At 65.5% G+C, this 23,021-nt stretch carries 15 protein-coding genes; 11 read left to right on the top strand and 4 right to left on the bottom strand.

The window, feature by feature from the left end; genetic code table 11:
• Nucleotides 1-63 precede the first annotated feature (63 nt).
• From ACUCV3_RS09025 to ACUCV3_RS09010, 4 genes are all read left to right on the top strand, one after another.
• Complete coding sequence (locus ACUCV3_RS09025; RefSeq protein ID WP_279730739.1) at nt 64-2,472, top strand: beta-L-arabinofuranosidase domain-containing protein; 2,409 nt, start codon at nt 64-66, stop codon at nt 2,470-2,472.
• Between the two features lie 85 nt (nt 2,473-2,557).
• Complete coding sequence (locus tag ACUCV3_RS09020; RefSeq protein ID WP_279776136.1) at nt 2,558-4,360, top strand: DUF885 domain-containing protein; 1,803 nt, start codon at nt 2,558-2,560, stop codon at nt 4,358-4,360.
• Nucleotides 4,361-4,397: 37 nt separating this feature from the next.
• On the top strand, nt 4,398-4,829 hold the full coding sequence (locus ACUCV3_RS09015; protein WP_279776140.1) for a YybH family protein: 432 nt from the start codon (nt 4,398-4,400) through the stop codon (nt 4,827-4,829).
• Nucleotides 4,826-6,328 (top strand): peptide MFS transporter, encoded by a 1,503-nt coding sequence (locus tag ACUCV3_RS09010; protein ID WP_482240574.1) that lies wholly within the window; start codon nt 4,826-4,828, stop codon nt 6,326-6,328. Before ACUCV3_RS09015 ends, ACUCV3_RS09010 begins: the two co-directional genes overlap by 4 nt.
• 4 nt (nt 6,329-6,332) lie before the next feature.
• On the opposite strand, the gene ACUCV3_RS09005 is transcribed toward ACUCV3_RS09010, so the two are convergent.
• Nucleotides 6,333-7,415 (bottom strand): alpha/beta fold hydrolase, encoded by a 1,083-nt coding sequence (locus ACUCV3_RS09005; RefSeq protein ID WP_482240573.1) that lies wholly within the window; start codon nt 7,413-7,415, stop codon nt 6,333-6,335.
• A gap of 105 nt (nt 7,416-7,520) precedes the next feature.
• Between ACUCV3_RS09005 and ACUCV3_RS09000 the strand changes: the two genes are divergently transcribed.
• Nucleotides 7,521-9,074 carry a S10 family peptidase gene (locus ACUCV3_RS09000; RefSeq protein WP_279730872.1) on the top strand — a complete coding sequence of 518 codons (1,554 nt, stop codon included), beginning with the start codon at nt 7,521-7,523 and terminating at the stop codon, nt 9,072-9,074.
• Between the two features lie 42 nt (nt 9,075-9,116).
• Here ACUCV3_RS09000 and ACUCV3_RS08995 read toward each other — a convergent pair whose 3' ends face one another.
• Nucleotides 9,117-10,592, bottom strand: a complete 1,476-nt coding sequence (locus tag ACUCV3_RS08995; protein WP_279730874.1) for an amidohydrolase family protein — start codon at nt 10,590-10,592, stop codon at nt 9,117-9,119.
• A gap of 293 nt (nt 10,593-10,885) precedes the next feature.
• Between ACUCV3_RS08995 and ACUCV3_RS08990 the strand changes: the two genes are divergently transcribed.
• Both ACUCV3_RS08990 and ACUCV3_RS08985 read left to right on the top strand, forming a co-directional pair.
• A complete protein-coding gene (locus ACUCV3_RS08990; RefSeq protein ID WP_482240572.1) occupies nt 10,886-13,804 on the top strand; it encodes a TonB-dependent receptor domain-containing protein in 2,919 nt (972 codons plus the stop codon).
• Between the two features lie 73 nt (nt 13,805-13,877).
• Nucleotides 13,878-15,524, top strand: coding sequence for an amidohydrolase family protein (locus ACUCV3_RS08985; protein WP_279730878.1), 1,647 nt, complete (start codon nt 13,878-13,880; stop codon nt 15,522-15,524).
• Between the two features lie 126 nt (nt 15,525-15,650).
• On the opposite strand, the gene hutC is transcribed toward ACUCV3_RS08985, so the two are convergent.
• Nucleotides 15,651-16,361: a histidine utilization transcriptional repressor HutC gene (gene hutC, locus ACUCV3_RS08980; protein WP_099230102.1), complete on the bottom strand. Its 711-nt coding sequence runs from the start codon at nt 16,359-16,361 to the stop codon at nt 15,651-15,653.
• Entirely contained in the window at nt 16,358-17,713 is a 1,356-nt protein-coding gene (locus tag ACUCV3_RS08975) for a formimidoylglutamate deiminase (protein ID WP_482240571.1), read from the bottom strand. Before ACUCV3_RS08975 ends, hutC begins: the two co-directional genes overlap by 4 nt.
• Before the next feature lie 96 nt (nt 17,714-17,809).
• Between ACUCV3_RS08975 and hutI the strand changes: the two genes are divergently transcribed.
• The 4 genes from hutI to hutU are packed head-to-tail and all read left to right on the top strand — an operon-like array spanning nt 17,810 to nt 23,018.
• Complete coding sequence (gene hutI, locus ACUCV3_RS08970; protein ID WP_279730891.1) at nt 17,810-19,009, top strand: imidazolonepropionase; 1,200 nt, start codon at nt 17,810-17,812, stop codon at nt 19,007-19,009.
• Nucleotides 19,006-20,535, top strand: coding sequence for a histidine ammonia-lyase (gene hutH, locus ACUCV3_RS08965; protein ID WP_482240570.1), 1,530 nt, complete (start codon nt 19,006-19,008; stop codon nt 20,533-20,535). Before hutI ends, hutH begins: the two co-directional genes overlap by 4 nt.
• The gene (gene hutG / locus ACUCV3_RS08960) at nt 20,532-21,344 is read left to right on the top strand and encodes an N-formylglutamate deformylase (RefSeq protein WP_279730885.1); all 813 of its coding nucleotides are present in this window, start codon (nt 20,532-20,534) and stop codon (nt 21,342-21,344) included. Before hutH ends, hutG begins: the two co-directional genes overlap by 4 nt.
• A gap of 6 nt (nt 21,345-21,350) precedes the next feature.
• Nucleotides 21,351-23,018: a urocanate hydratase gene (hutU, locus tag ACUCV3_RS08955; protein WP_482240569.1), complete on the top strand. Its 1,668-nt coding sequence runs from the start codon at nt 21,351-21,353 to the stop codon at nt 23,016-23,018.
• Nucleotides 23,019-23,021 lie beyond the last annotated feature (3 nt).

Here is a 23,021-nt window from a genome sequence, read left to right as displayed (position 1 = left end):
GATCCCGAACCATAATCGCAATATCGTATACCGTATAACGATTGCAGACAAGCCGGAGCCGCCATGTCCCACCGTCACACGCCCCTCAGCCGCAGGGCCATGTTGCTGGCCGCGACCGCCGTCGCGACGGCCCCCGCCTGGCAGGGATGGAGCAGCGTCGCCCATGCCGCAACCGGCAGTGCGCTGCCCGAATCGGCGCGCGCCTTGCCGCTGCAGGCGACCCGGCTTCTCCCCTCCCCCTTTGCCGACGCGGTCGAGGGCAATCGCCTCTATCTGCTGCGGCTGGAGCCGGACCGGCTGTTGCACAATTTCCGCAAACATGCCGGCCTGACGCCCAAGGGGGCCATCTATGGCGGCTGGGAAAATGATACCATCGCCGGCCATACGCTGGGCCATTATCTGACCGCGCTGGCGCTGATGCACGCCCAGACCGGCGACGCCGAATGCGCCCGCCGCGCCGCCTATATCATCGACGAACTGGCCGCCTGTCAGGCGGCAGCCGGCGACGGCTATGTCGCGGGCTTCACCCGTCGCCACGACGATGTGATCGAGGATGGCAGGCTGATCTTTCCGGAGATCATGCGCGGCGACATCCGATCGGCCGGGTTCGATCTCAACGGCTGCTGGGTGCCCTTCTATAATTGGCACAAGCTGTTCGCCGGCCTGTTCGACGCCGAAACCCATCTGGGCAACAGCCAGGCGCGCGGCGTCGCGCTGGCCCTGGCCGCCTATATCGACGGCGTGTTCGCGAAACTGGACGATGCACAGGTGCAGCAGGTGCTGGACTGCGAGCATGGCGGCATCAACGAGAGCTTCGCCGAACTGCACGCCCGCACCGGCGATCCGCGCTGGCTGGCGCTGGCGACGCGGCTGCGCCATCGCAAGGTGCTCGATCCGCTGGCCCAGCGACAGAACAGCCTGCCCTGGATCCACGCCAATACCCAGATCCCCAAGCTCATCGGCCTTGCCCGCCTGCACGAGATCACCGGCAATGCCGCAGACGCGATCGCCGCCAATTTCTTCTGGGAGACGGTGGTCGGCCAATATAGCTATGTCATCGGCGGCAATGCCGACCGGGAATATTTCCCCGATCCCGGCACCATTTCCAAACATATCACCGAACAGACCTGCGAAAGCTGCAACAGCTACAACATGCTGAAGCTGACCCGGCATCTCTATGCCTGGAAGCCCGAGGCGCGCCTGTTCGACTATTATGAGCGCGCCCATATCAACCATATCCTGGCGCATCAGAACCCGGCCACCGGCATGTTCGCCTATATGGTGCCGCTGATGTCGGGGGCGCACCGCGTCTGGTCGGAACCGTTCGACGATTTCTGGTGCTGCGTGGGCAGCGGCATGGAAAGCCATGCCAAGCATGGCGAATCCATCTGGTGGGAAGATGCCGACCGGCCGGCCGACATGCTGATCGCCAATCTCTATATCCCCAGCGAAGCCGACTGGGCGGCGCGGGGTGCAAAGCTGCGGATCGAGACCGGCTATCCGTTCGACGGCCACATCGCCCTGTCGATCCCGAAACTGGCGCGGGCCGGCCGCTTTACCCTGGCGCTGCGCATCCCCGGCTGGTGCCAGGGCGCGCGTATCGCCGTCAACGGCACGCCCCTGCCCGCCCCGCGCATCGCCGATGGCTATGCCCTGATCGATCGCAAGTGGAAGGCCGGCGACCGGGTGACGCTGGACCTGCCGATGGCATTGCGGATCGAAGCGACGCCGGATGATGCCCGCACCATCGCGCTGCTCCACGGCCCGGTCGTGCTGGCGGCCGATCTGGGCGCGGCCGACCAGCCCTTTGACGGTCCCGCCCCGGCGCTGGTCGCCGCCGATGTAACGCAGGGCTTTTCTGCCACGACCGCCGCCGTGCCCGCCTATCGCACCGCCGGCATCGGCAAGCCGGCGGACCTCAGTTTCGCCCCCTTCTTCCAGCAGCGCGATCGCCGCACCGCCGTCTATTTCAAGCGCTTCACCCAGCAGGAATGGGGCGTCGAGCAGCAGGCCTTTGCCGTCGAGCAGGCGCGCCTCCGTGACCTGGAGCGGCGCTCGGTCGACGTCATGCATCTGGGCGAGATGCAGCCCGAGCGCGACCATGGGCTGGAAGCCAAACTCTCCTACACCACCACCTATCGCGGACGGCATGGGCGCGATGCGCGCACCGACGGCCATTTCCAGTTCCGCATGAAGGTGAAGCCCGGCCCGCTGATCCTGCAGGCCACTTATTGGGGCGAGGAGCGAAACCGGCTGTTCGACATATTGGTCGACGGCCAGAAGATCGCGACGCAGAAACTGGATGCCGACCGGCCCGGCGAATTTTTCGACGTCACCTACGCCATTCCCGAGGCGCTGACGCGCGGCAAGAGCACGGTGATGATCCGCGTCCAGCCGGCCCCCGGCATGACGCGGGCCGGCCCGATGTTCGGCGCGCGCATTTTCACGCCCGCGGGCGAAACGCGCACTTGACCCGCCTTAACCAAGGTATATCGTATACATTATTGATAGGAGCGGGGCGCCGGATCGCTTCGCCGAACAGGGAAGAGAGACATTTATGAAAATGCCCCATGCCGCATCCTTGCTCGCCATCGCCTGGCTCACCGGCACGGCCCCGGTTGTCCTCGCCCAGACGGCGCCGACCACCAATGCACCGGCCACACAGCCGACCGCCGCCGACCTGAAACTCAAGGCGTTGTATGACGCCGAATGGAGCTGGCGCCAGAAGGAATTCGCCCGCCTGCCCGGCAGCGGCCGGACCGAAGGCGGCGCCGACGATCATCTGCCCAGCGTGACCGCCGCCACCCAGCAGCACCGCTATGCCTATTGGAGCGACATCCTCAAACAGCTCGACCAGATTCCCGACGCCCAGCTGTCGCATGAGGAATATATCAACAAGGCGGTGTTCAAGACATCGGTCTGGGAGAATGCGACCAAGATCAAATACAAGACCTATGAGGCGCCGTTCAACAGCGACACCTTCTTCTGGACCGGCCTCAACCCGCGCACGCCCTTCTCCAGCGCCGACAATTATCGCCGCTATCTCGGTCGGATGAAGGACATACCGCGCTATTTCGACGAGCAGATCGCGAACATGCAGGCCGGCCTGAAGCGCGGCTATACCGTGCCGCGCGTATCGATCGAGGGGCGTGACAAGACGATCGAGCCGTTCCTGGCCGCCGGCACCGACAATCCCTTCTACAAGGCGTTCGCCGCGATGCCGGACACCATCCCGGCCGACCAGCGCCAGGCGATGCAGGCGCAGGCCCAGGCACTGATCCGCGACGCCATCGCGCCCAGCTATCAGAAGCTGCTGACCTTCATGCGCGGCGAATATATGCCCAAGGCGCGCAAGACGATCGACGCCTACTCGCTGCCCGACGGCAAGGCCTTCTATCAGGACCAGATCCGCGAATATACGACGCTGGACCTGACGCCCCAGCAGATCCACGAGATCGGCCTCAAGGAAGTCGCGCGCATCGATGCGGACATGAAGAAGACGATGGCTGATGCCAAGTTCCAGGGCAGCTTCGCCGAGTTCCTGGAATTCATGCGCACCGATCCGCAATTCTATGCCAAGACCCCGCGCGAGCTGCTCTCCTATTCCGCCTATGTCACCAAGAAGATGGACGGCAAGCTGAAGGACACGTTCAACAACCTGCCGCGCTATCGCTTCACCATCCTGCCGGTGCCGGATGAGATCGCGCCCATCTACACCTCGGGTCGCGGCGGGCTCGAATCCTGCCTGATGAACACCTATGACCTGCCCTCGCGCCCGCTCTACAATCTGACCGCGCTGACGCTGCACGAATGTAATCCGGGCCACAGCTTCCAGGCCGCCTACGCGCTGGAAGCCCCCAACCGCCCGGCATTCCGTGGCCAGACCTATTTCTCGGGCTATGGCGAGGGCTGGGGCCTTTATACCGAATGGCTGGGGACCAAGCTGGGCATGTATGAGACGCCCTATGAGGAATTCGGCCGCGAGACGTTCGAAATGTGGCGCGCGGTGCGGCTGGTGATCGACACCGGCATGCACTCCATGGGTTGGACCCGCCAGCAGGCGATCGACTATATGGCCAGCCACACCGCGCTCGCGAAGCTCGACATCACCAATGAGGTCGATCGCTACATCGCCTGGCCGGCGCAGGCGCTGGCCTACAAGCTGGGCGAATTGTCGATCCGCAAGATGCGCGCCAAGGCCGAGGCGGAACTGGGCGACAAGTTCGATCAGCGCCCGTTCCACGACACGCTGCTCACCATGGGGTCGGTGCCGCTGCCGGTGATGGAGGCGGAGCTTGACCGCTTCATCCAGGCGGAAAAGGCCAAGGCCGCAGCCGGGGCGTCCGGTGCGGCGCAGTAAGCGCATTCTCCTCCCCCTGATCGGCGCGGCGCTCTGCATGGGCGCCGCGCCGATCCCCCCTTCGGTGGAGACCGAGAAGGCGGCGATCCGGCAGGTGATCGCCGACATGGAGTTTGCCTGGAACCGGGGTGATTTTCGCGGCTATATGGCGGGCTTCCTCAACCCCGGCGTCACCTTCGTGTCGCGCGGCCAGTTCCAGCGCGACTGGCAGGGCACGCTCGACCATTATGTCCGCGACTATGGCGCCTCGCCCGAAACGCGCGGCACGCTCCATTTCTGCGACATCAGGATCGAGATGCTGGCACCCGACGCGGCCCAGCTGATCAGCCGCTTCCACCTTGCAGCCAAACCCGGCCAGTCCGGCATCAACACGCGGCTGATGCGCAAGGTCGAGGGCCGCTGGGTGATCGCTCTCAACCATGTGTCCGCGTTCGAGCCGGACGCGACCCACCCCGCCTATTGCCAATGAGCGCCATGCCCCCAGCCGATCATCACGCCACCGCCACCTTCCTCGGCCATCCACGCGGCCTGTTCATCCTCTTCTTCACCGAATTGTGGGAGCGCTTCTCCTTCTACGGCATGCGGGCGCTGCTGATCTTCTACCTGACCAAGCAGTTCCTCTTCTCCGACGAGCGCGCGGGCATGCTCTATGGCGCCTATATCGCGCTGGTGTTCGTCAGCCCGCTGGTCGGCGGCTGGCTCGCCGATCGCTACCTCGGCGCGCGCAAGGCGGTGCTGTTCGGCGGCATCGTCATCGCCTGCGGCCATATCCTGCTCGGCCTCGATGCGCTGGGCAGCGACCGTGAGAGCGCGACCCGCATCTTCCTCGCCGGCATGGCGGTGATCGTGGTCGGCACCGGCTTCCTCAAGGCCAATGTCTCGGTGCTGGTCGGCCAGCTCTATCCCCGCGACGACATGCGCCGCGACCCGGCCTACACCATCTTCTACATGGGCATTAACCTTGGCGGCGCACTCGGCCCGCTCGTCTGCGGCCTGCTGGGCGAAACAATCGGCTGGTCCTGGGGTTTTGGCGCGGCCGCGCTGGGCATGATCCTGGGTATCATCGTCTTCGTCATGGGCAGGCCATTGTTGCAGGGCCAGGGCGAGGCGCCCGATCCGGCCTGGGTGGCCAGCCCGCTGTTCGGCATCCGGCGCGAATATTGGCTTTATGCCAGCGCCCTGCCCTTCACCGCAGCGATGCTGGCCCTGCTCGCCAGCCCCGCGACGGTCGGCTATCTGCTGAGCGCCAGCGGCTTTGCCATGGGCATCGGCCTGGTCGCCTATGCCTGCCTGAAGCTCGATCCCGCAGCGCGCGGGCGGTTGCTGGTGGCGATCTTCCTGCTGGTGGTGCAGCCCGTCTTCTGGGGTCTGTTCGAACAGACCGGCTCCTCGCTCAACCTGTTCATCGATCGGCATGTCGACCGTACATTGTTCGGCATCACCGTGCCGGCCTCGCTGTTCCAGGCGGTCGGCCCCTTCTCCATCTTCCTGCTCGCGCCCTTCTTCGCCTGGCTATGGCTGAAGCTCGGCCGGCGCGGGCTGGAGCCATCCGCCCCCGCCAAGTTCGGCCTGGCCATCATCCAGGTCGGCGCCGGTTTCCTGCTGCTGGTCGGCGCGGGCATGATGCTGCCGGGGGCGAAGATGCCGATGCTCTTCATCCTGCTGCTCTACCTGCTCCACACCATGGGCGAACTGTGCCTGTCGCCGGTCGGACTGGCAGCGATGTCGCGCCTGTCGCCCCCCCATATGCTGGGGCTGATGATGGGCACCTGGTTCCTGGCGACGGCGGGCGGCAATTTCATGTCGGGCGTGATCGCCGCCGCCATCGGCGCATCGGCGGGGGCAGACCAGGCCAGCACGGTGCTCGCCGCCTATGGCCGGATCGGCGGCCTTGCCATGCTGATCGGCCTAATCATCCTGATCGTATCGCCGCGTATCGGCCGCCTCATGCAACAAGGCGGCCGATAAAAGGTCAGTTACTCCGCGCCAGCAGCGCGACCAGTTCATCCTTCCAGAATTTCGCCCAAGTGTGGGTGCTGTGCCCCCGCGTCTCGGGCGAATAGGGGATCAGCTTGTAACGGGTGGTCTTCAGCCGCTTGGCCGCCGTTTCGGCCATGCCCATTTCTGATGGATTGATGAAGTCGTCGGAGGAATTGATCCAGGTCATCGGCGCACTGATCTTCTCCAGATCTGTGGAGGGGTCATAATCGCGCGAGGAATCGAGTTGATAGAGATAATCATTGGCGTCGCGGCTGGCGATGTCGCGATCGAACCGTTCCTTCCAATAGGCGTCGACCGCATCGCGCGTGGGGAATTGCACCTGCATGTACCAGGCAGCGGCACCGGCAATCTGCGACAGGCTGGATGCCGTGCGCAGGCCGAGCAGCGGCTGCGCCTTGTAATTGCCGTCCTGCCAGGCGGGATCGGCGCGGATGCCGTCCATCGCCGCCTTGCGCCACATCCGGTTGCGCCCGGCGATCGGCGCTGCCTGGCACGCCATCGGCATCAGCGCACTGGCAAAGCCGGGATGCTTCTCGCCCCAGACGAAGATGTGCATGCACCCCATCGAGGTGCCGAAGGTCAGCCGCAGATGATCGACCTTGAGCCCGTCGACCAGCATGCGGCGCTGCGCCTCGACCATGTCGTCATAATCATAATGCGGGAAGGCCATGCGCAGCCCGTCGCTGGGCTTGGAGGAATCGCCATGGCCGATATTGTCGGGCAGGATGATGAAATAGCGGCGCGCGTCGAGCGGCTGGCCGGGGCCATAAAGTTCGTCGGCAAATTGCGGTTGCAGGAATTGCGCGCCCGATCCGCCGGTGCCGTGCAGGATCATCACCGCATTGTCGATCCGCCCCTTGGCATCGCGATGCGGCGTGCCGATGGTGCGATAATGCATCCGCAGTTCGGGCAGCTTCTCACCCGAACGGAAAGCAAAGTCGCGAATGACATGGTCGCCCTGCTTGACCAGCGCGGCATCGAAGCCCTGCGCCAGTGCCGGCGTGGCGAGCAGCAATGCGGCAGCGGCGGCGAGCCGGGGCCATCGGTTCTTCATGTTCTGGTCCTCCCTTGGAACTTTACGAAGATGATGCATATGCGCATTTGACAGATTTGGTATACGATGTACGGTTCGCCGCAAATTTAGGCAACAGGCAGAGTCATGATCCCGAAAAACATCGCATATTCCGCCCTTCCCCTGCTGCTGACGGCACTGGCTGCTCCGTCGATCGCCGCCGACAAGCCTGCCCCGGCGGAGAAGGAAGAGGCCAAGAAAGACGATAGCGCCGTCGCCCCGGTCGAGGAACAGGCGATGCCCAGCCGCGCGTCGGTGACGGTCGCCGGCAAGCTGATCCACTACACCGCCACGCCCGGCACGCTGACGATCCGCAACGATGCCGGCGAGCCTATCGCGAGCATGTTCTACACCGCCTATGTCGCCGATCGGGCCAAGGGCGCGAAGGAACGCCCCGTTACCTTCCTGTTCAACGGCGGTCCGGGTTCGTCGACCATGTGGCTGCACGTCGGCTCCTTCGGCCCCGTCCGGGTGGATACGCCCACGCCCGATACCGCCCGCCCCGCACCCTTCGCCATCGGCCCCAATCCCGACAGCCTGATCGACCGCAGCGACCTGGTCTTCATCGACGCGATCGGCACCGGCCTGTCGCGCCCGCTCGGCAAGGCACAGGGCAAGGATTTCTGGGGTGTCGATCCGGACATCGATGCCTTTGCCAGCGCCATCCAGCGCTATCTGACGATCAACAATCGCTGGAATGCACCCAAATTCCTGCTTGGTGAAAGCTATGGCACGCTGCGCGCCGCGGGCCTGGTCAACACGTTGCAGGAACGCGGCGTGCAGATGAACGGCGTGGTGCTGCTGTCGTCGATCCTGAACTATGGCATCCGCAATCCGGGCTATGACCAGATCAACGTCACCTATCTGCCCAGCTATGCCGCGACCGCCTGGTATCATAACCGCCTGCCCAACCGGCCGGCGACGCTGGAGCCGTTCCTGAGCGAAGTGCGCGCCTTTGCCCTGGGCCCCTATCTGTCCGCGCTGGCCAAGGGCGACGACCTGCCCGATGGCGAGCGCGATGCGATCGCGACCCAGCTGGCCGCCTATACCGGCCTGTCGAAGGGCTTCATCCTGCAGAACAAGCTGCGCATCGATCTCGGCCGGTTCCGCAAGGAGCTGATGCGCGACAGCAGCCGCACCGTCGGCCGGCTGGATTCCCGCTTTGTCGGCATCGATGTCGACGACAGCGCCGCCGATCCCGAGTTCGACGCGGCCGACACATCGATCAGCGGCGCCTATATCGCGGCGCTCAATTCCTATCTGTTCGGCACGCTGGGCTACAAGACGCCGCTCAGTTACCGCCCGAATTTCTACAAGGAGATCAGCCCGGCCTGGGACCAGCGCCATCGCGCACCGGGCGGCGGCGGCCGACCGATGCCGGCAGCCGACACCGCGCTGGACCTGGCCCGCGCGATGCGCACCAACAGCCATCTCAAGGTGCTGTCGCTCAACGGCTATTATGACATGGCGACGCCCTTTGCCGGCGCCGAATATGACCTGAAGCATATGCAGCTCGACAAGGCGCTGCAGGCCAATATCAGCTATCGCTATTATGAATCCGGGCACATGATCTACATCCACCCGGAGTCGATGAAGGGCCTGCGCCGCGACCTGCTGGCCTTCTACGACAGCGCCATGTGATCTATGGGCGCCGCGTCCATGAGGATGCGGCGCCGATTATGCTCAGCGCTTGTCCGCGACCATGAACAGGTGCGTCTGCGGCAGGGTCTGAAGATCAATCTCCTGCCCCGCGACGAACAGCCGGCCGAGGCGGCGGATATTATGGATGTCGGCCAGCGGATCGGCATCGAGCAGCAGCAGGTCGGCGATCTTGCCCGGCTCCACCGTGCCCAGATCCTGTAGTCGCCCGGCCGCCCGCGCGCCGTTGCGGGTTGCCGCGACGATCGCCTGCATCGGCGTCATGCCCAGTTCCACCAGCCCCTCGATCGCCAGCAGGCTCCCCTCGCCCGGCTCCTGCTCCGGCGATTTGGGGCTGCGGCGAAACTCGGGCGCATCGCCCAGATAATTGTCGGTCGCGATCGTGACGGGGCATCCGGCCGCGACCAGCCGCTCGGCATTGCGCCGCTCGATCTCCGCATCGTCGCCGCGCATCGCCGCCCGGCGACGCAATTCGGTGCTGGTCAGCGCCGGCGGCATCTGCGCAATGTCCGCCACCGCCCTGGCGCGCCTGGCGATTTGCTTCTGTCGCACCGCGCCGGTGACCATGTTGGACCGCATCGCGCACAGCGTCCCCTTTGACAGGATCAGCGCGATCAGATCGTCGGGATAGTCGCGGCTCAATATCTCGGGATGCTGGATCAGGTCGATCCCCGCCTCGACCGCCAGGCGCAGCCCTTCCGAACTGGTGGCATGGGTTTCGGCCATCTTGCCGCGCTTATGCGCCTCCGCCACGATCACCGCCTGCTGGCGCGGCGAGAAACCGATCAGCGAGGGCATCATGAAATGGCTGGTGCCGCCATATTTGAGGAAATCGACGCCCCGATCGAGATAGGCGCTGACGGCAGCGCGCAACTGCTGCGGCGTCATGTCCATCAGTTCCTCGCCCATGCCCTGGGCCAGCAGGTCGTTCCACTGTTCCTGAAACAGGGTCAGGTCGCGATCGCCGGTCAGCGAATAGGTCAGCGAAAATGGCCCACCCCAGCCCAATATATTGCCCGCCACCAGCATGCGCGCGCCGATCGCCTGGCCGCTGGCGATCCGGTCGCGCACCGCCAGCAGCGGCGGCAGCACGCCATAGCTGTCGCGCATGGTGGTCACGCCCGCGCGCAACTGGCGCTGGGCAAATTCGAGCGCCAGTTCCTCGTTCCGGTCGGCATAACGCGATGAGGTGTCGCGGCGCGCCGGATTGCCATAGACGGTCGCATGAACATTGGAGTCGATGAAGCCGGGCAGCAGATAGCGCCCGCGGCCGTCGACCTGCCGCGCCGAGGCCGGCGCCTTCAGCTTTGTGCCGACCGCTGCGATGCGCCCATCCGCAACGAGCACGTCCTGCCCCGCCTTTGCTGCGGCCCCGGTGCCGTCGATGACGGTTACGTCGCGTATCCATATTGTTTCAGCTGCAACAATATCGGGCCGGAACAGCCCCAGAGCCGCTCCAGACAGCAGCAGGGCACGAACAATTTTTCTATTTATTTTCATATCACTAACTCCCCGTTCGACGCTTTTCGCCGGCGACTGCGGACTGACATTTAACTGCAATCTTGACAGCCTCCTGCAGCCTCAGCATGATTAAAGTATACGATATTCAATATACATTGAAGCGGTCAAAGAGCCGCAAAGACAGAGAGAGGAGCTGAAAACCCGTCCGGGGGACCGTCAGGCGGTCCGGTACGCAGGAGCCGACATCGGCGCAGCACCCACATTGCTGCGCATGCAAAATCATAATGTGTGTCGAATGAATTGAATCCTAGCGATTACAAGGGGATAGACCAATGATGACGATCCGACCGGCGGGCCTGTACGGCCGCCGCAATGCCTTGCTGTTGCTGTCGACCATCCTGGCCGGCGGCGGCTTGGGTTCCACCGCCCAGGCCCAGGAGGCGGCCCAGCCCTCCACCGATATCGTCGTCACCGGCTCGCGCCTGGTCCGCACCGATCTGACCGCGCCCAGCCCGATTTCGGTCATGGGCAGCGAGGATGTGAAGCTGTCGGGCAACGTCACGCTGGAAAAGACCCTGAACGAGATGCCGCAGCTGGCGTCGGGCAACACCTCCACCGTCAATAATGGCGGCGGGTCGGGCGTGCTGACCGCCAATCTGCGCGGCTTGGGCAACACCCGCACGCTGGTGCTGGTCAATGGCCGCCGCTTCATCCCCGCCGATTCCAACGGCAATGTCGACCTTGCCTCCATTCCCGACGCCCTGATCAAGCGGGTCGAGATCATTACTGGCGGCGCGTCGGCCGTCTATGGCTCCGATGCGATCGCCGGCGCGGTCAACTTCATCCTCGACGACAAGTTCGAGGGCGTCGAAGCCAGCGCCCAATATGGCATCAGCGACCGCGGCGACGCCGAATCGAAGAAGCTCGACCTGACCTTTGGCACCAGCACCGCCGATGGCCGGGGCAATATCACCCTGTCGGGCAGCTGGACGCGCCAGTCGTCAATCACCCAGAATGATCGTGGTTTCAGCCGCACGCCGCTCGGCGAAGTCAATGGCCAGCTGGTCTATTCGGGTTCGGGCAGCATCCCCGGCACCCGCGTCCCGCTGAGCGCCGCGCAGCGTGCAGCGCTGACCGGCGTCAACCTGACCCCCGGCGGCAGTTGCACGTCGGTCACCGGCATTCGTTTTGGCGAGAACGGCACCGTCCTGCCCTATTGCCAGCCGGAAGATACCTACAACTACGCCCCCTATAATCTGCTGCAGCGTCCGCTCGATCGCTTCAACGTCGCCGCCAACGCCCATTATGAGGTGGCCGACAAGATCACCGCCTATGCCGAGGCCTATTTCGTCAACGCCAAGAATGACATGATCTTGGCGCCCGACAGCTTCACCCCGCTGACGCCGGGCGCCGCGTCATCGACATTGCTGATCCCCAATTATGCCAGCAACCCGGTACTGCCCGAAAGCCTGCGCCAGTTCTTCGCCAACAATGCCGCCATCTTCGACACCAATGGCGACGGCACGGCCGAAATCGTCGGCGGCGGCCGCCGCGCCGACGAACTGGGCACCCGCAACTATCGCTATGAACGGCAATCCTACCAGATCACCACCGGCCTGCGCGGCGACGTATCGCTGCTGGGCAGCGACTGGAAGTGGGACGCCTTCTACCAATATATGCGCAACCGCACCGACACCCGCAACGAGGGTCTGATCTCGCAGACCCGCCTGTCGATGGGCCTGGACGCGGTCATCGATTCCTCGGGCAATGTCGTCTGTCGCAACCAGTCGCTGGGCTGCGTCCCCGTGTCGATCCTGGGTCTCAATTCAATCAGCCCGGAAGCCGGCGCCTTCCTGACCCCGGTCCGCGAAAGCCATGACATCTTCACCCGCCAGGTCGCGGGCGCCAGCATCGCCGGCACCCTGTTCGAACTGCCGGCCGGCCCGGTCTCGGTCGCGCTGGGTGCCGAATATCGCAAGGACAAATATACGTTCAGCCCCAGCCCGCTCGACCTGGCCAATGAATATGGCGCGGTGTCGCAAAAGGCGCTGGCCGGTGCCTATGACGTCAAGGAACTGTTCGGCGAACTGCGCATCCCGATCCTGGCCGACATGCCCTTCTTCGACACGCTCGCGATCGAGGGTGCGGCCCGCTATTCGGATTACAGCTCGGTCGGCAAGGTCTTCACCTGGAAGCTGGGCGGCGAATATGCCCCGGTCAGCTGGATCCGCATCCGTGGCGCCTATAACAGCGCGATCCGCGCGCCCAATATCGCCGAACTCTATACGGCGGTGACGCGCGGCTATTCCAGCGGCACCGATCCCTGCGCCATCCCGACCTCCGGCGGCGACAGCCGCAGCGACGCGCTCAAGAATTTCTGCGTCGCCACCGGCGTACCGGCGGGCGAAATCGCCAACTTCACCCAGGCGACGCTCGGCCTCAACCAGGACAGCGGCGGCAACCCGAACCTGCGCGAGGAAAAGTCGAAGACCTACACGATCGGCGCCGTCATCTCGCCGCCCTTCATCCCGCGCCTCAACATCACGGTCGACTATTTCAACGTGAAGGTCGACGACGCGATCATGACCGTCAACGCGCAGCAGACGATGAACGACTGCTACACGATGATGGATGCGGGCAGCGCCACCTGCCGGGCGATCACGCGCCTGGGCAATGGTCAGCTCGACTATGTCAGCGTGTCGAGCAACAATATCGGCTCGCTCAAGGTCAACGGTATCGACGCGCAGGTCGATTATCGCGTGCCGCTGCCCGGTGCGCTGTCGCTGGGCGACGACGCCAGCCTGTCGCTGCAGGCGATCGCCAGCTGGCTGTTCGAGCGCACGACGCAGGTGCTCGCCACCTCCGCCCCGCAGGATTGCGCCGGCTATTATGGCGCGGGCTGTTCGGTCGGCACCGGCGGCTTCATCACCCCGGACTTCAAGCTGAACCTGGGCGCCACCTATGCCAGCGGCCCCTTAAGCTTCCGCCTGCAGGGCCGGATGATCGGCGACCTGAAGCTCTATCCGACCGCGACCAATGTCGTGAAGTCGGTGGATCCGGTCTGGTATCTCGACACCAGCTTCTCGATCGACGCGACGGAGACCTTCTCCTTCTTCGGCGGCGTCAACAACCTGCTCGATCGCCAGCCGCCGATCCTGGGCACGACGCTGGTCGGCGACGCCAATACCGACGTGTCGCTCTATGACACGCTGGGTCGCCGCTACTTCATCGGCGCGCGGATGAAGTTCTGATCCGACGAGCAGGTGGGCCGGGGCCGTGATGCTCCGGCCCGCCTTTCACAACAGCGATAGAGGAGAGCGTCGCATGGCCGTCCGGTCCCGTCCCATTCTCGCCCTGGCGGCGCTGCTCCTGAGCGGCAGCGCGCTCGCGGCGCCCGAAGCATCCAATGCGCCGGCGGCAAAGGCGGCCGATCCCATTCCCGCCCGCAACCAGGGCGTGGGGCCGTTCCAGCGCACGGTGCTGCGCCATGTCTATATGATCGACGGCACCGGCGCCCCGGCCCAGGGGCCGTTCGACATCGTCCTGTCGAACGACCGCATCGCCGAAATCAAGTCGATCGGCGCGCCCGGCGCGATCAATCCGGCGTTGCGCGCCGCGCCCGGCGACCATGAGATCGACCTGGCCGGCGCCTATGTCATGCCTGGCTTCGTCGACGCCCATGTCCATCTTCATTCGCTGAGCGACGCGCAGAAAGTGCCGTCCGACTATATTCTCAAGCTCTGGATGGCGCATGGCATCACCTCCGTCCGCGACCTGGGCAGCGGCCATCCGATCGAGTGGCTGGCCGACATCAAGGCCCGCAGCGCCCGCAACGAGATCGTCGCCCCGCGCATCGACATCTATCCGATGTTCCACCAGATACGCGGCCCGGTGAACGACGCGGCCACCGCTCGCGCGGTGATCCAGGAAGCCAAGAAGCGCGGCGCCGACGGCATCAAGTTCATCGGCGGCGCGCCGGAGGATGTCCTCTACGCCGCGCTCGACGAGACGAAGAAGCTCGGCCTGCACAGCACCATGCACCATGCCCAGCAGTTGGTCGCCTATGCCAATGTGCTGGGCACGTCGGGCGCGGGCCTCGAAAGCATGGAACATTGGTATGGCCTGCCCGAAGCGATGTTCACCGACCAGCGTATCCAGGCCTTTCCCACCGACTTCATCAACAATGACGAGCAGATGCGCTTCGGCGAGGCCGGGCGGCTGTGGGCGCAGGCGGCCGAGCCGGGATCGGACCAGTGGAACAAGGTGATGGACAGGCTGCTGGAACGCGGTTTCACCCTGGACCCGACCTTCACCGCCTATCTCACCAGCCGGGACTTCATGCGGATGAGCCGGGCGCAATGGCATGCCGATTACACCATGCCGGCGCTGTGGGACTATTATCGCCCCAGCCGCACCAATCATGGCGCCTATTGGTTCGACTGGACCACCGAGCATGAAATGGCGTGGAAGGACAATTATCGCCGCTGGATGCGGTTCGTGAATGATTACAAGAACCGGGGCGGCCGCGTCACCGTGGGCAGCGATTCCGGCTATATCTACAATCTCTACGGCTTCGGCTATATTCAGGAGATGGAGTTGCTGCGCGAGGCGGGGTTCAGCCCGCTGGAGGTGATCCACGCCGCGACGCAGGAAGGCGCTCGACTGCTCGGCCATGAGGACCAGATCGGCACCATCCGCGTCGGCCGCAAGGCAGACCTGGTGGTCATCAAGGGCAACCCGCTGGCGAACATGAAGCTGCTGTTCGGCACCGGATCGATCAGGCTCAATGACGCGACCGGCAAGGTCGATCGGGTCGGCGGCGTCGATTACACGATCAAGGACGGCATCATCTATGATGCAAAGGCGTTGCGCGCTGAAGTCCGCGCCATGGTCGCACGGCAGAAGGCCGAGCGCGGCATGCCACCGGGCATCATGACGATCGAGAATGCGGAGGCCTCTACGCTACCATGAGGTCTTCGCAGCGACAGGCAGAAGGCGGCCTTTGAGGCCTGACCGGAGCCTGTCGATGGGCGCTCTTTCCTGTTGCCGACAGCCCTTGTCGGCAGCGGGGAAGAGCGCCGATTTGCCTTTGGCCCGTCAACCGCCCGCCGGCCCGAAGCGGGCCACCATGTCATAGGCGTCAGCCAGGAAGACCTGGCGGACATAGGTGATCGGGTCGCCGCCGCGCCAGGTATGGCGCTCGACGCACAGGCAGGGCGCACCGGGCGCGATGCCGAGCTGGGCGGCCTCCTCCCGCGTCGCCCCCACGGCCGAAATCCGGTTTTCCGCCTCGGTCCAGGGCACATGCTGCAACAGCCAGGTGCCCGGCGAGATGCTGTCGAAATCGCCATCGACGATCGCGGGCACGGCGCGGGTCGCGATCAGCCGATGCTCCACCGCGAGCGGCCGATCATCGGCGCAATGAATGCCATCCAGTTCCAGCAGTTGCGCACCATTGGCCAGAGCCGTTTCCTCGTCGCGCCCGGCAATCGGGCCGCGCACCTGCCGCCGGGTCAGGCGATAGCTGTGCCGCTGGCCGCGCTCGCCGATCTGGACGGCAAGGTCCGGGATATCCAGCACCATCGAATGGACGCGCGGCCGGGCGACGAAGCTACCCGCCTTCTTGCGCCGTTCGATCAGGCCGGCCGATTGCAGCGCCGACAGCGCCTTGTTCACGGTCATGCGCGAACAGCCATGGGCCTGCATAAGTTCCTGCTCGGTCGGCAGCCGGTCGCCCGGCGCCAGCGTGCCGGCCAGGATGCGGGCCTCGAAATCGGCGCGGATCTTCTCGTGCAGCGGCTGTTTCACGCGGTCAGTTTCTCCAGCGTCCGGCGATAGCGGGTGGCGATGGCGTCGCGGGCGCGATGCCGCCCGCCGCTTACCATCTGCACGCCCCGGCGCCAGACCGTATCGATCGCCTCGCGCCCGGCGCCGAAGATCAGCCCATCCAGCACACGCTCGACCGGGCGATGGGACAGCGAGGGATGATTAAGGTCCAGCGTCACGAAATCTGCCGATGCGCCGACGCGCAGCCCAGCGGAGACACCCAGCGCCTGCGCGCCGCCCGCCACCGCCGAACGGTAAAGGCGATCGCCGGTCGATATGCCTGCGTGGCGCGCCAGCACATTACGCTGCTGCAGGCCAAGACGCTGGCCATATTCCAAAAGTCGCAGTTCCTCTGTGGCATCGATGCGGACATTGGAATCGCTGCCGACACCATAGACGCCGCCAGCGTCGAGGAAGGCCTCCGCTGGAAATAGACCGTCGCCCAGATTGGCCTCGGTAATCGGACAGAGCCCCGCCACCGCGCCGCGGGTTGCCATCGCCCGCGCCTCATCCTCAGTCATATGGGTCGCATGGACCAGGCACCAGCGGTTGCTCACCGGCGCATGATCCAGCAGCCACTCGACCGGCAGCTGGCCACTCCAGGCGATGCAGTCGGCCACTTCCTTCTGCTGCTCGGCGATATGGATATGGACCGGATTATGACCCGCGATCCGGGCGAGCAGCGCCAGTTCGTCAGGTGCAACCGCACGCAGGCTGTGCGGCGCCACGCCGACCACGGCATCGGGCAGATCGCATGCACCGGCGATTGCTGCCTCGCGCAGCCGGGCAAAACCGTCGAGATCATTGATGAAACGTCGCTGGCCCTCGCTCGGCGGCTGTGCGCCGAACCCCGACCAGGCATAGAAGACCGGCAACAGCGTCAGGCCGATGCCGCTTTCCGCCGCCGCCGCCATGATCGCCAGGCTGGTTTCCGCCGGGTTCGCATAGGGCGCGCCGTCCGCGGCGTGATGCAGATAGTGAAATTCGCCGACACGAGTGAAGCCGCTTTCCAGCATCTCGACATAGGCCTGTGCCGCGATCGCCGCGATGTCGTCCGGGTCCATGCGACCGACGAAGCGATACATGAGGTCGCGCCAGGTCCAGAAACTGTCGCCCGCCGGGCCCCGCACCTCGGTCAACCCCGCCATGGCGCGCTGGAAGGCGTGACTGTGCAGATTGGGCAGGCCCGGCAGCGCGACAGGGTGACGGATATCCTCGGCCTGCGGGGCGGCGCCTTGCTCGATCGACGCGATCGTGCCGCCCTGCAACTGCATGCGGACGTCCCGCGCCCAGCCCACCGGCAGCAATACATGCGCGAAAAACAGGGACGTCATGGACTGCAAATCTCCCGGACCGATATAATGTCTATACATTAAATATCGAATCATGCAATCTGGGCGGAAGGCCGTGAAGGGAGGCTGGCGATGACGATGATATGCGACCGGCTATGGACCAATGCCCGGCTGGCGACGATGGCGGGCAATGGGATCGGCGCGATCGAGGACGGCGTGATCGCCGCGCGCGACGGCCGCATCACCTATGCTGGCTCGCGTGCCGATGCCCCTGCCTTCGCCCCCACCGAAACGATCGACTGCGCCGGCCGCTGGATCACGCCGGGCCTGGTCGACTGCCACACCCATCTGGTCCATGGCGGCGATCGCGCCGCCGAGTTCGAGCTGCGCCTGGCCGGCGCCTCCTATGAGGAAATTGTCCGAGCCGGCGGCGGCATCGTCTCGACCATGCGCGCCACCCGCGCAGCGAGCGAGGCGGAACTGGTCGCCAGCGCCCTGCCCCGGCTCGGCGCGCTGATCGCCGAGGGCGCAACCACGGTCGAGGTGAAGTCCGGCTATGGCCTTGATCCCGTCTCCGAACTGCGGATGCTGCGCGCCGCGCGCCAGCTGGGCCGCGAACGGCCGGTGCGGATCATCACGACCTTCTTGGGCGCCCACGCCCTGCCGCCCGAATATGCCGGCGATGCCGATGGCTATATCGCGATGCTGTGCGACGACCTGTTGCCCGCGGTCGCTGCCGAAGGGCTGGCGGACGCGGTCGACGCCTTTTGCGAGGGGATCGGCTTTTCGCCGGCGCAGACCGACCGGCTGTTCACCGCCGCGCGCGCGCTCGGCCTGCCGGTGAAGCTCCATGCCGAACAGCTTTCCAACCTGCATGGCGCAGCGCTTGCCGCCAGCCATGGTGCGCTGTCGGCCGATCATCTGGAATATCTGGACGAGGACGGCATCGCCGCCATGGCCCGCGCCGGCACGGTCGCAACCTTGCTGCCCGGCGCCTATTATTTCGTGCGCGAGACGAAGCTGCCGCCGATCGACGGGCTGCGCCGCGCCGGCGTGCCGATCGCGCTGGCGACCGACTGCAACCCTGGCACATCGCCGCTCACCTCGCTGCTGCTGATCATGAACATGGGCGCGACCCTGTTCCGCCTGACCGTCGACGAATGCCTGGCGGGCATCACCCGCAACGCGGCCCGCGCGCTCGGTCTATCCGACGAAATCGGCACGCTGGAGGTCGGCAAGAGCTGCGACCTTGCCATCTGGGACATAGAGCGCCCCGCCGAACTGGTTTATCGCATGGGGTATAACCCGCTCCATGCCCGCATCTGGAGTGGTCAATGAACGCTATCATCCTCGTCCCCGGCGAAGCCTCGCTGGCCGACTGGCGCGCCATCTATCGCGGCGCGACGGCCCGGCTTGATGGCGCGGCGGCCCCGCGCATCTCGCAAAGCGCGGCAGCGGTGGCGCGCATCCTGGCAAAGGGCGAGCCGGTCTATGGCATCAACACGGGCTTCGGAAAGCTCGCGAGCGTGCGGATCGGCGACGAAGACCTCGCCACGCTCCAGCGCAATATCGTGCTGAGCCATGCTGCCGGCACCGGTGCCCCCTCCCCCGTGCCGGTCATCCGCCTGATGATGGCGCTGAAGCTCGCCAGCCTGGGCCAGGGCGCGTCAGGCGTACAGCCGCAGACGGTAGCCCTGCTGGAGGCAATGCTGGTTCAGGGGCTGACCCCGGTGGTGCCGGCCCAGGGATCGGTCGGCGCCAGCGGCGATCTGGCGCCCTTGTCGCACATGGCCGCTGCGATGATTGGCGTCGGCGAGATCATGCTGGGCGAGGAACGCCTGCCCGCCGCCGAGGCACTGGCCCGTGCCGGCCTCGCCCCGCTGGAGCTTGGCCCCAAGGAAGGGCTGGCGCTGCTCAACGGCACCCAATTCTCGACCGCCAATGCGCTCGCCGGCCTGTTCGAGGCGGAAACGCTGTTCCAATCCGCGCTCGTCACCGGCGCGCTCTCGACCGAAGCGGCCAAGGGCTCCGACACCCCCTTCGATCCGCGCATCCACGCGCTGCGCCGCCACGCCGGGCAGATCGAGACGGCCGATGCGCTGCGCGGCCTGATGGCAGGCAGCGCCATCCGCGCGAGCCATCTGAAGGGGGATGAACGCGTGCAGGATCCCTATTGCCTGCGCTGCCAGCCACAGGTGATGGGCGCCGCGCTCGACCTGCTGCGTCAGGCAGCGACCACGCTGGCCATCGAGGCGAATGGCGTGTCGGACAATCCGCTGATCTTCCCGGACAGCGACGAGGCGCTGTCGGGCGGCAATTTCCATGCCGAGCCGGTCGCCTTCGCCGCCGACATGATCGCGCTCGCCATCTGCGAGATCGGATCGATCGCCGAGCGGCGCATCGCCATGCTGGTCGATCCGGCGCTGAGCGGCCTGCCGGCCTTCCTGACGCCCAAGCCCGGCCTCAATTCGGGCTTCATGATCCCGCAGGTGACGGCCGCCGCCTTGGTCTCGGAGAACAAGCAGCGCGCCTATCCCGCCAGCGTGGATTCGATCCCGACCAGCGCCAATCAGGAGGATCATGTCTCCATGGCAGCGCATGGCGCGCGCCGCCTGCTCGACATGGCGGACAATGCGACCGCAGTGATCGGCATCGAATTGCTGGCGGCGGTGCAGGGCATGGACTTTCACGCCCCGCTCACTTCCAGCACGGCACTGGAAGCGGCGCGCACTTGCGTCCGTGATCAGGTGCCGCACCTGACCGACGACCGTCATTTCCATCCCGACATGGAAGCGGCCAACCGCATAGTGCGATCGGGCGCGCTGGTGGCGGCCGCTGGTCACGCCCTGCCGGTGATGGGATGAACGACTGGCTCGACATCCGGCGGGGCGAGGCGGCGCTGATCGTCGCCTTTCCCCACACCGGCACCGATCTCGCCGATGTCGGCGACGCCTTCCATTCGCGCTGGATCGCGCGCGCCGATGCCGACTGGTGGGTGGACCAGCTTTACGCCTTTGCTTGCGATCTGGGCGCGACGACGATCCGCACCGCCATTTCGCGCAGCGTGATCGACGTCAATCGCGATCCTTCGGGCGCCTCGCTTTATCCGGGACAGGCGACGACCGAACTCTGCCCGACCACCAATTTCGATGGCGCGCCGCTCTATGCCGGCGCCGTCCCCGATGCGGCTGAGATCGACCGGCGGCGGGCCAACTGGTTCACCCCCTATCATGCCGCACTGCAGGCGGAGATCGACCGGCTGCGCGCCCGGCATGACCGGGTCGTCGTCTATGACGCCCATTCGATCCGCAGCCATGTGCCGCGCCTGTTCGATGGCGCATTGCCGCAGTTCAACATCGGCACCAATTTCGGCACGACCTGTTCACCGGAACTGACCGCCGAAATCGCCCGGCTCTGCGCGGCAAGCGGCATGAGCCATGTCGTCGACGGCCGCTTCCGTGGCGGCTGGACCACGCGCCATTATGGCCGGCCCGAACAGGGCGTCCATGCGATCCAGATGGAGCTGGCCATGCGCGGCTATCTCCAAGAACCGGCCGAGCGCACCGAAGCCAGTTGGCCGCCGCCGCTCGACCCGGCCCATGCCGCGCCGCTGACCGCCACCCTTACCGCCATCTTGAAGGCCTGCCTCGCCTTCACCCGCCAGGAAGGCTGATCCTCCATGACCCGCATCGACAATAGCCGCATCATCAAGCCCGCCACCGGCACCGTTCTCAGCGCCAAGAGCTGGCTGACCGAAGCGCCGCTGCGCATGCTGATGAACAATCTCCATCCGGATGTCGCGGAGCGGCCCGAGGAGCTGGTCGTCTATGGCGGCATCGGCCGCGCCGCGCGCGACTGGGAAAGCTATGACCGGATCGTCGAGACGCTGAAGCGGCTGGACGACGACCAGACCTTGCTGGTCCAGTCGGGCAAGCCGGTCGGCGTGTTCCGCACCCATCGCGATGCGCCACGCGTATTGATCGCCAACTCCAATCTGGTGCCGCACTGGGCCAATTGGGAGCATTTCAACGAACTCGATAAGCGGGGTCTCGCCATGTACGGCCAGATGACCGCGGGTAGCTGGATCTATATCGGCACCCAGGGCATCGTGCAGGGCACCTATGAGACGTTCGTCGAGATGGGGCGCCAGCATCATGGCGGCAGCCTGAACGGCAAATGGCTGCTGACGGCGGGCCTGGGCGGCATGGGCGGCGCGCAGCCGCTCGCCGCCGTCATGGCCGGCGCGTCCTGCCTCGCGATCGAATGCCAGCCGAGCCGCATCGAGATGCGCCTGCGCACCGGCTATCTGGATGTCGCCGCCGCGACGATCGAGGAAGCCATGGCGATCATCGAGAAGAGCTGCGCCGACAAGAAACCCGTCTCGGTCGGCCTGCTCGGCAACGCGGCCGAAATCCTGCCCGAAATGTTCGCGCGGGGCATCCGCCCCGACCTGCTGACCGACCAGACCAGCGCCCATGATCCGGTCAATGGCTATCTGCCCGCCGGCTGGCGCGTCGCCGAATGGATCGAGCGGCGCGAGCGCGAACCCGAATCGGTGGCAAAGGCCGCTAAGGCCAGCATGGCCGTCCATGTCCGCGCCATGCTGGATTTCCAGGCTGCCGGCGTCCCCACCACCGACTATGGCAATAATATCCGCCAGATGGCGAAGGACGAGGGCGTGGACAATGCGTTCGACTTTCCCGGCTTCGTCCCCGCCTATATCCGCCCGCTCTTCTGTCGAGGCATCGGCCCGTTCCGCTGGGCGGCACTGTCGGGCGATCCGGAGGATATCTACAAGACCGACGCCAAGGTGAAGGAATTGCTCCCCGACAACGCCCATCTCCACAACTGGCTCGACATGGCGCGGGAGAAGATCCATTTCCAGGGCCTGCCCGCCCGCATCTGCTGGGTTGGGCTGGGCGATCGCGATCGCCTTGGCCTTGCCTTCAACGAGATGGTGGCGAAGGGCGAACTCAAGGCCCCGGTGGTCATTGGCCGCGACCATCTCGACAGCGGCTCGGTCGCCTCCCCCAATCGCGAGACCGAAGCGATGATGGACGGGTCGGACGCGGTCAGCGACTGGCCTTTGCTCAACGCCCTGCTCAACACCGCCTCGGGTGCGACCTGGGTGTCGCTGCACCATGGTGGCGGCGTCGGCATGGGTTATAGCCAGCATAGCGGCATGGTCATCGTCGCCGACGGCACGGCGGAAGCGGCCGCGCGGCTGGAACGGGTGCTGTGGAACGACCCGGCCACCGGCGTGATGCGCCATGCCGATGCGGGCTACGAAATCGCGCGCGACTGTGCCCGTGACAAGGGACTGGACCTGCCGGGGATATTGGGCTGAGCC

This window comes from Sphingobium sp. VMM (assembly GCF_056790315.1).
Note: the sequence above shows the minus strand (reverse complement) of the source record. Positions and strands in the feature narration are given on the sequence as shown.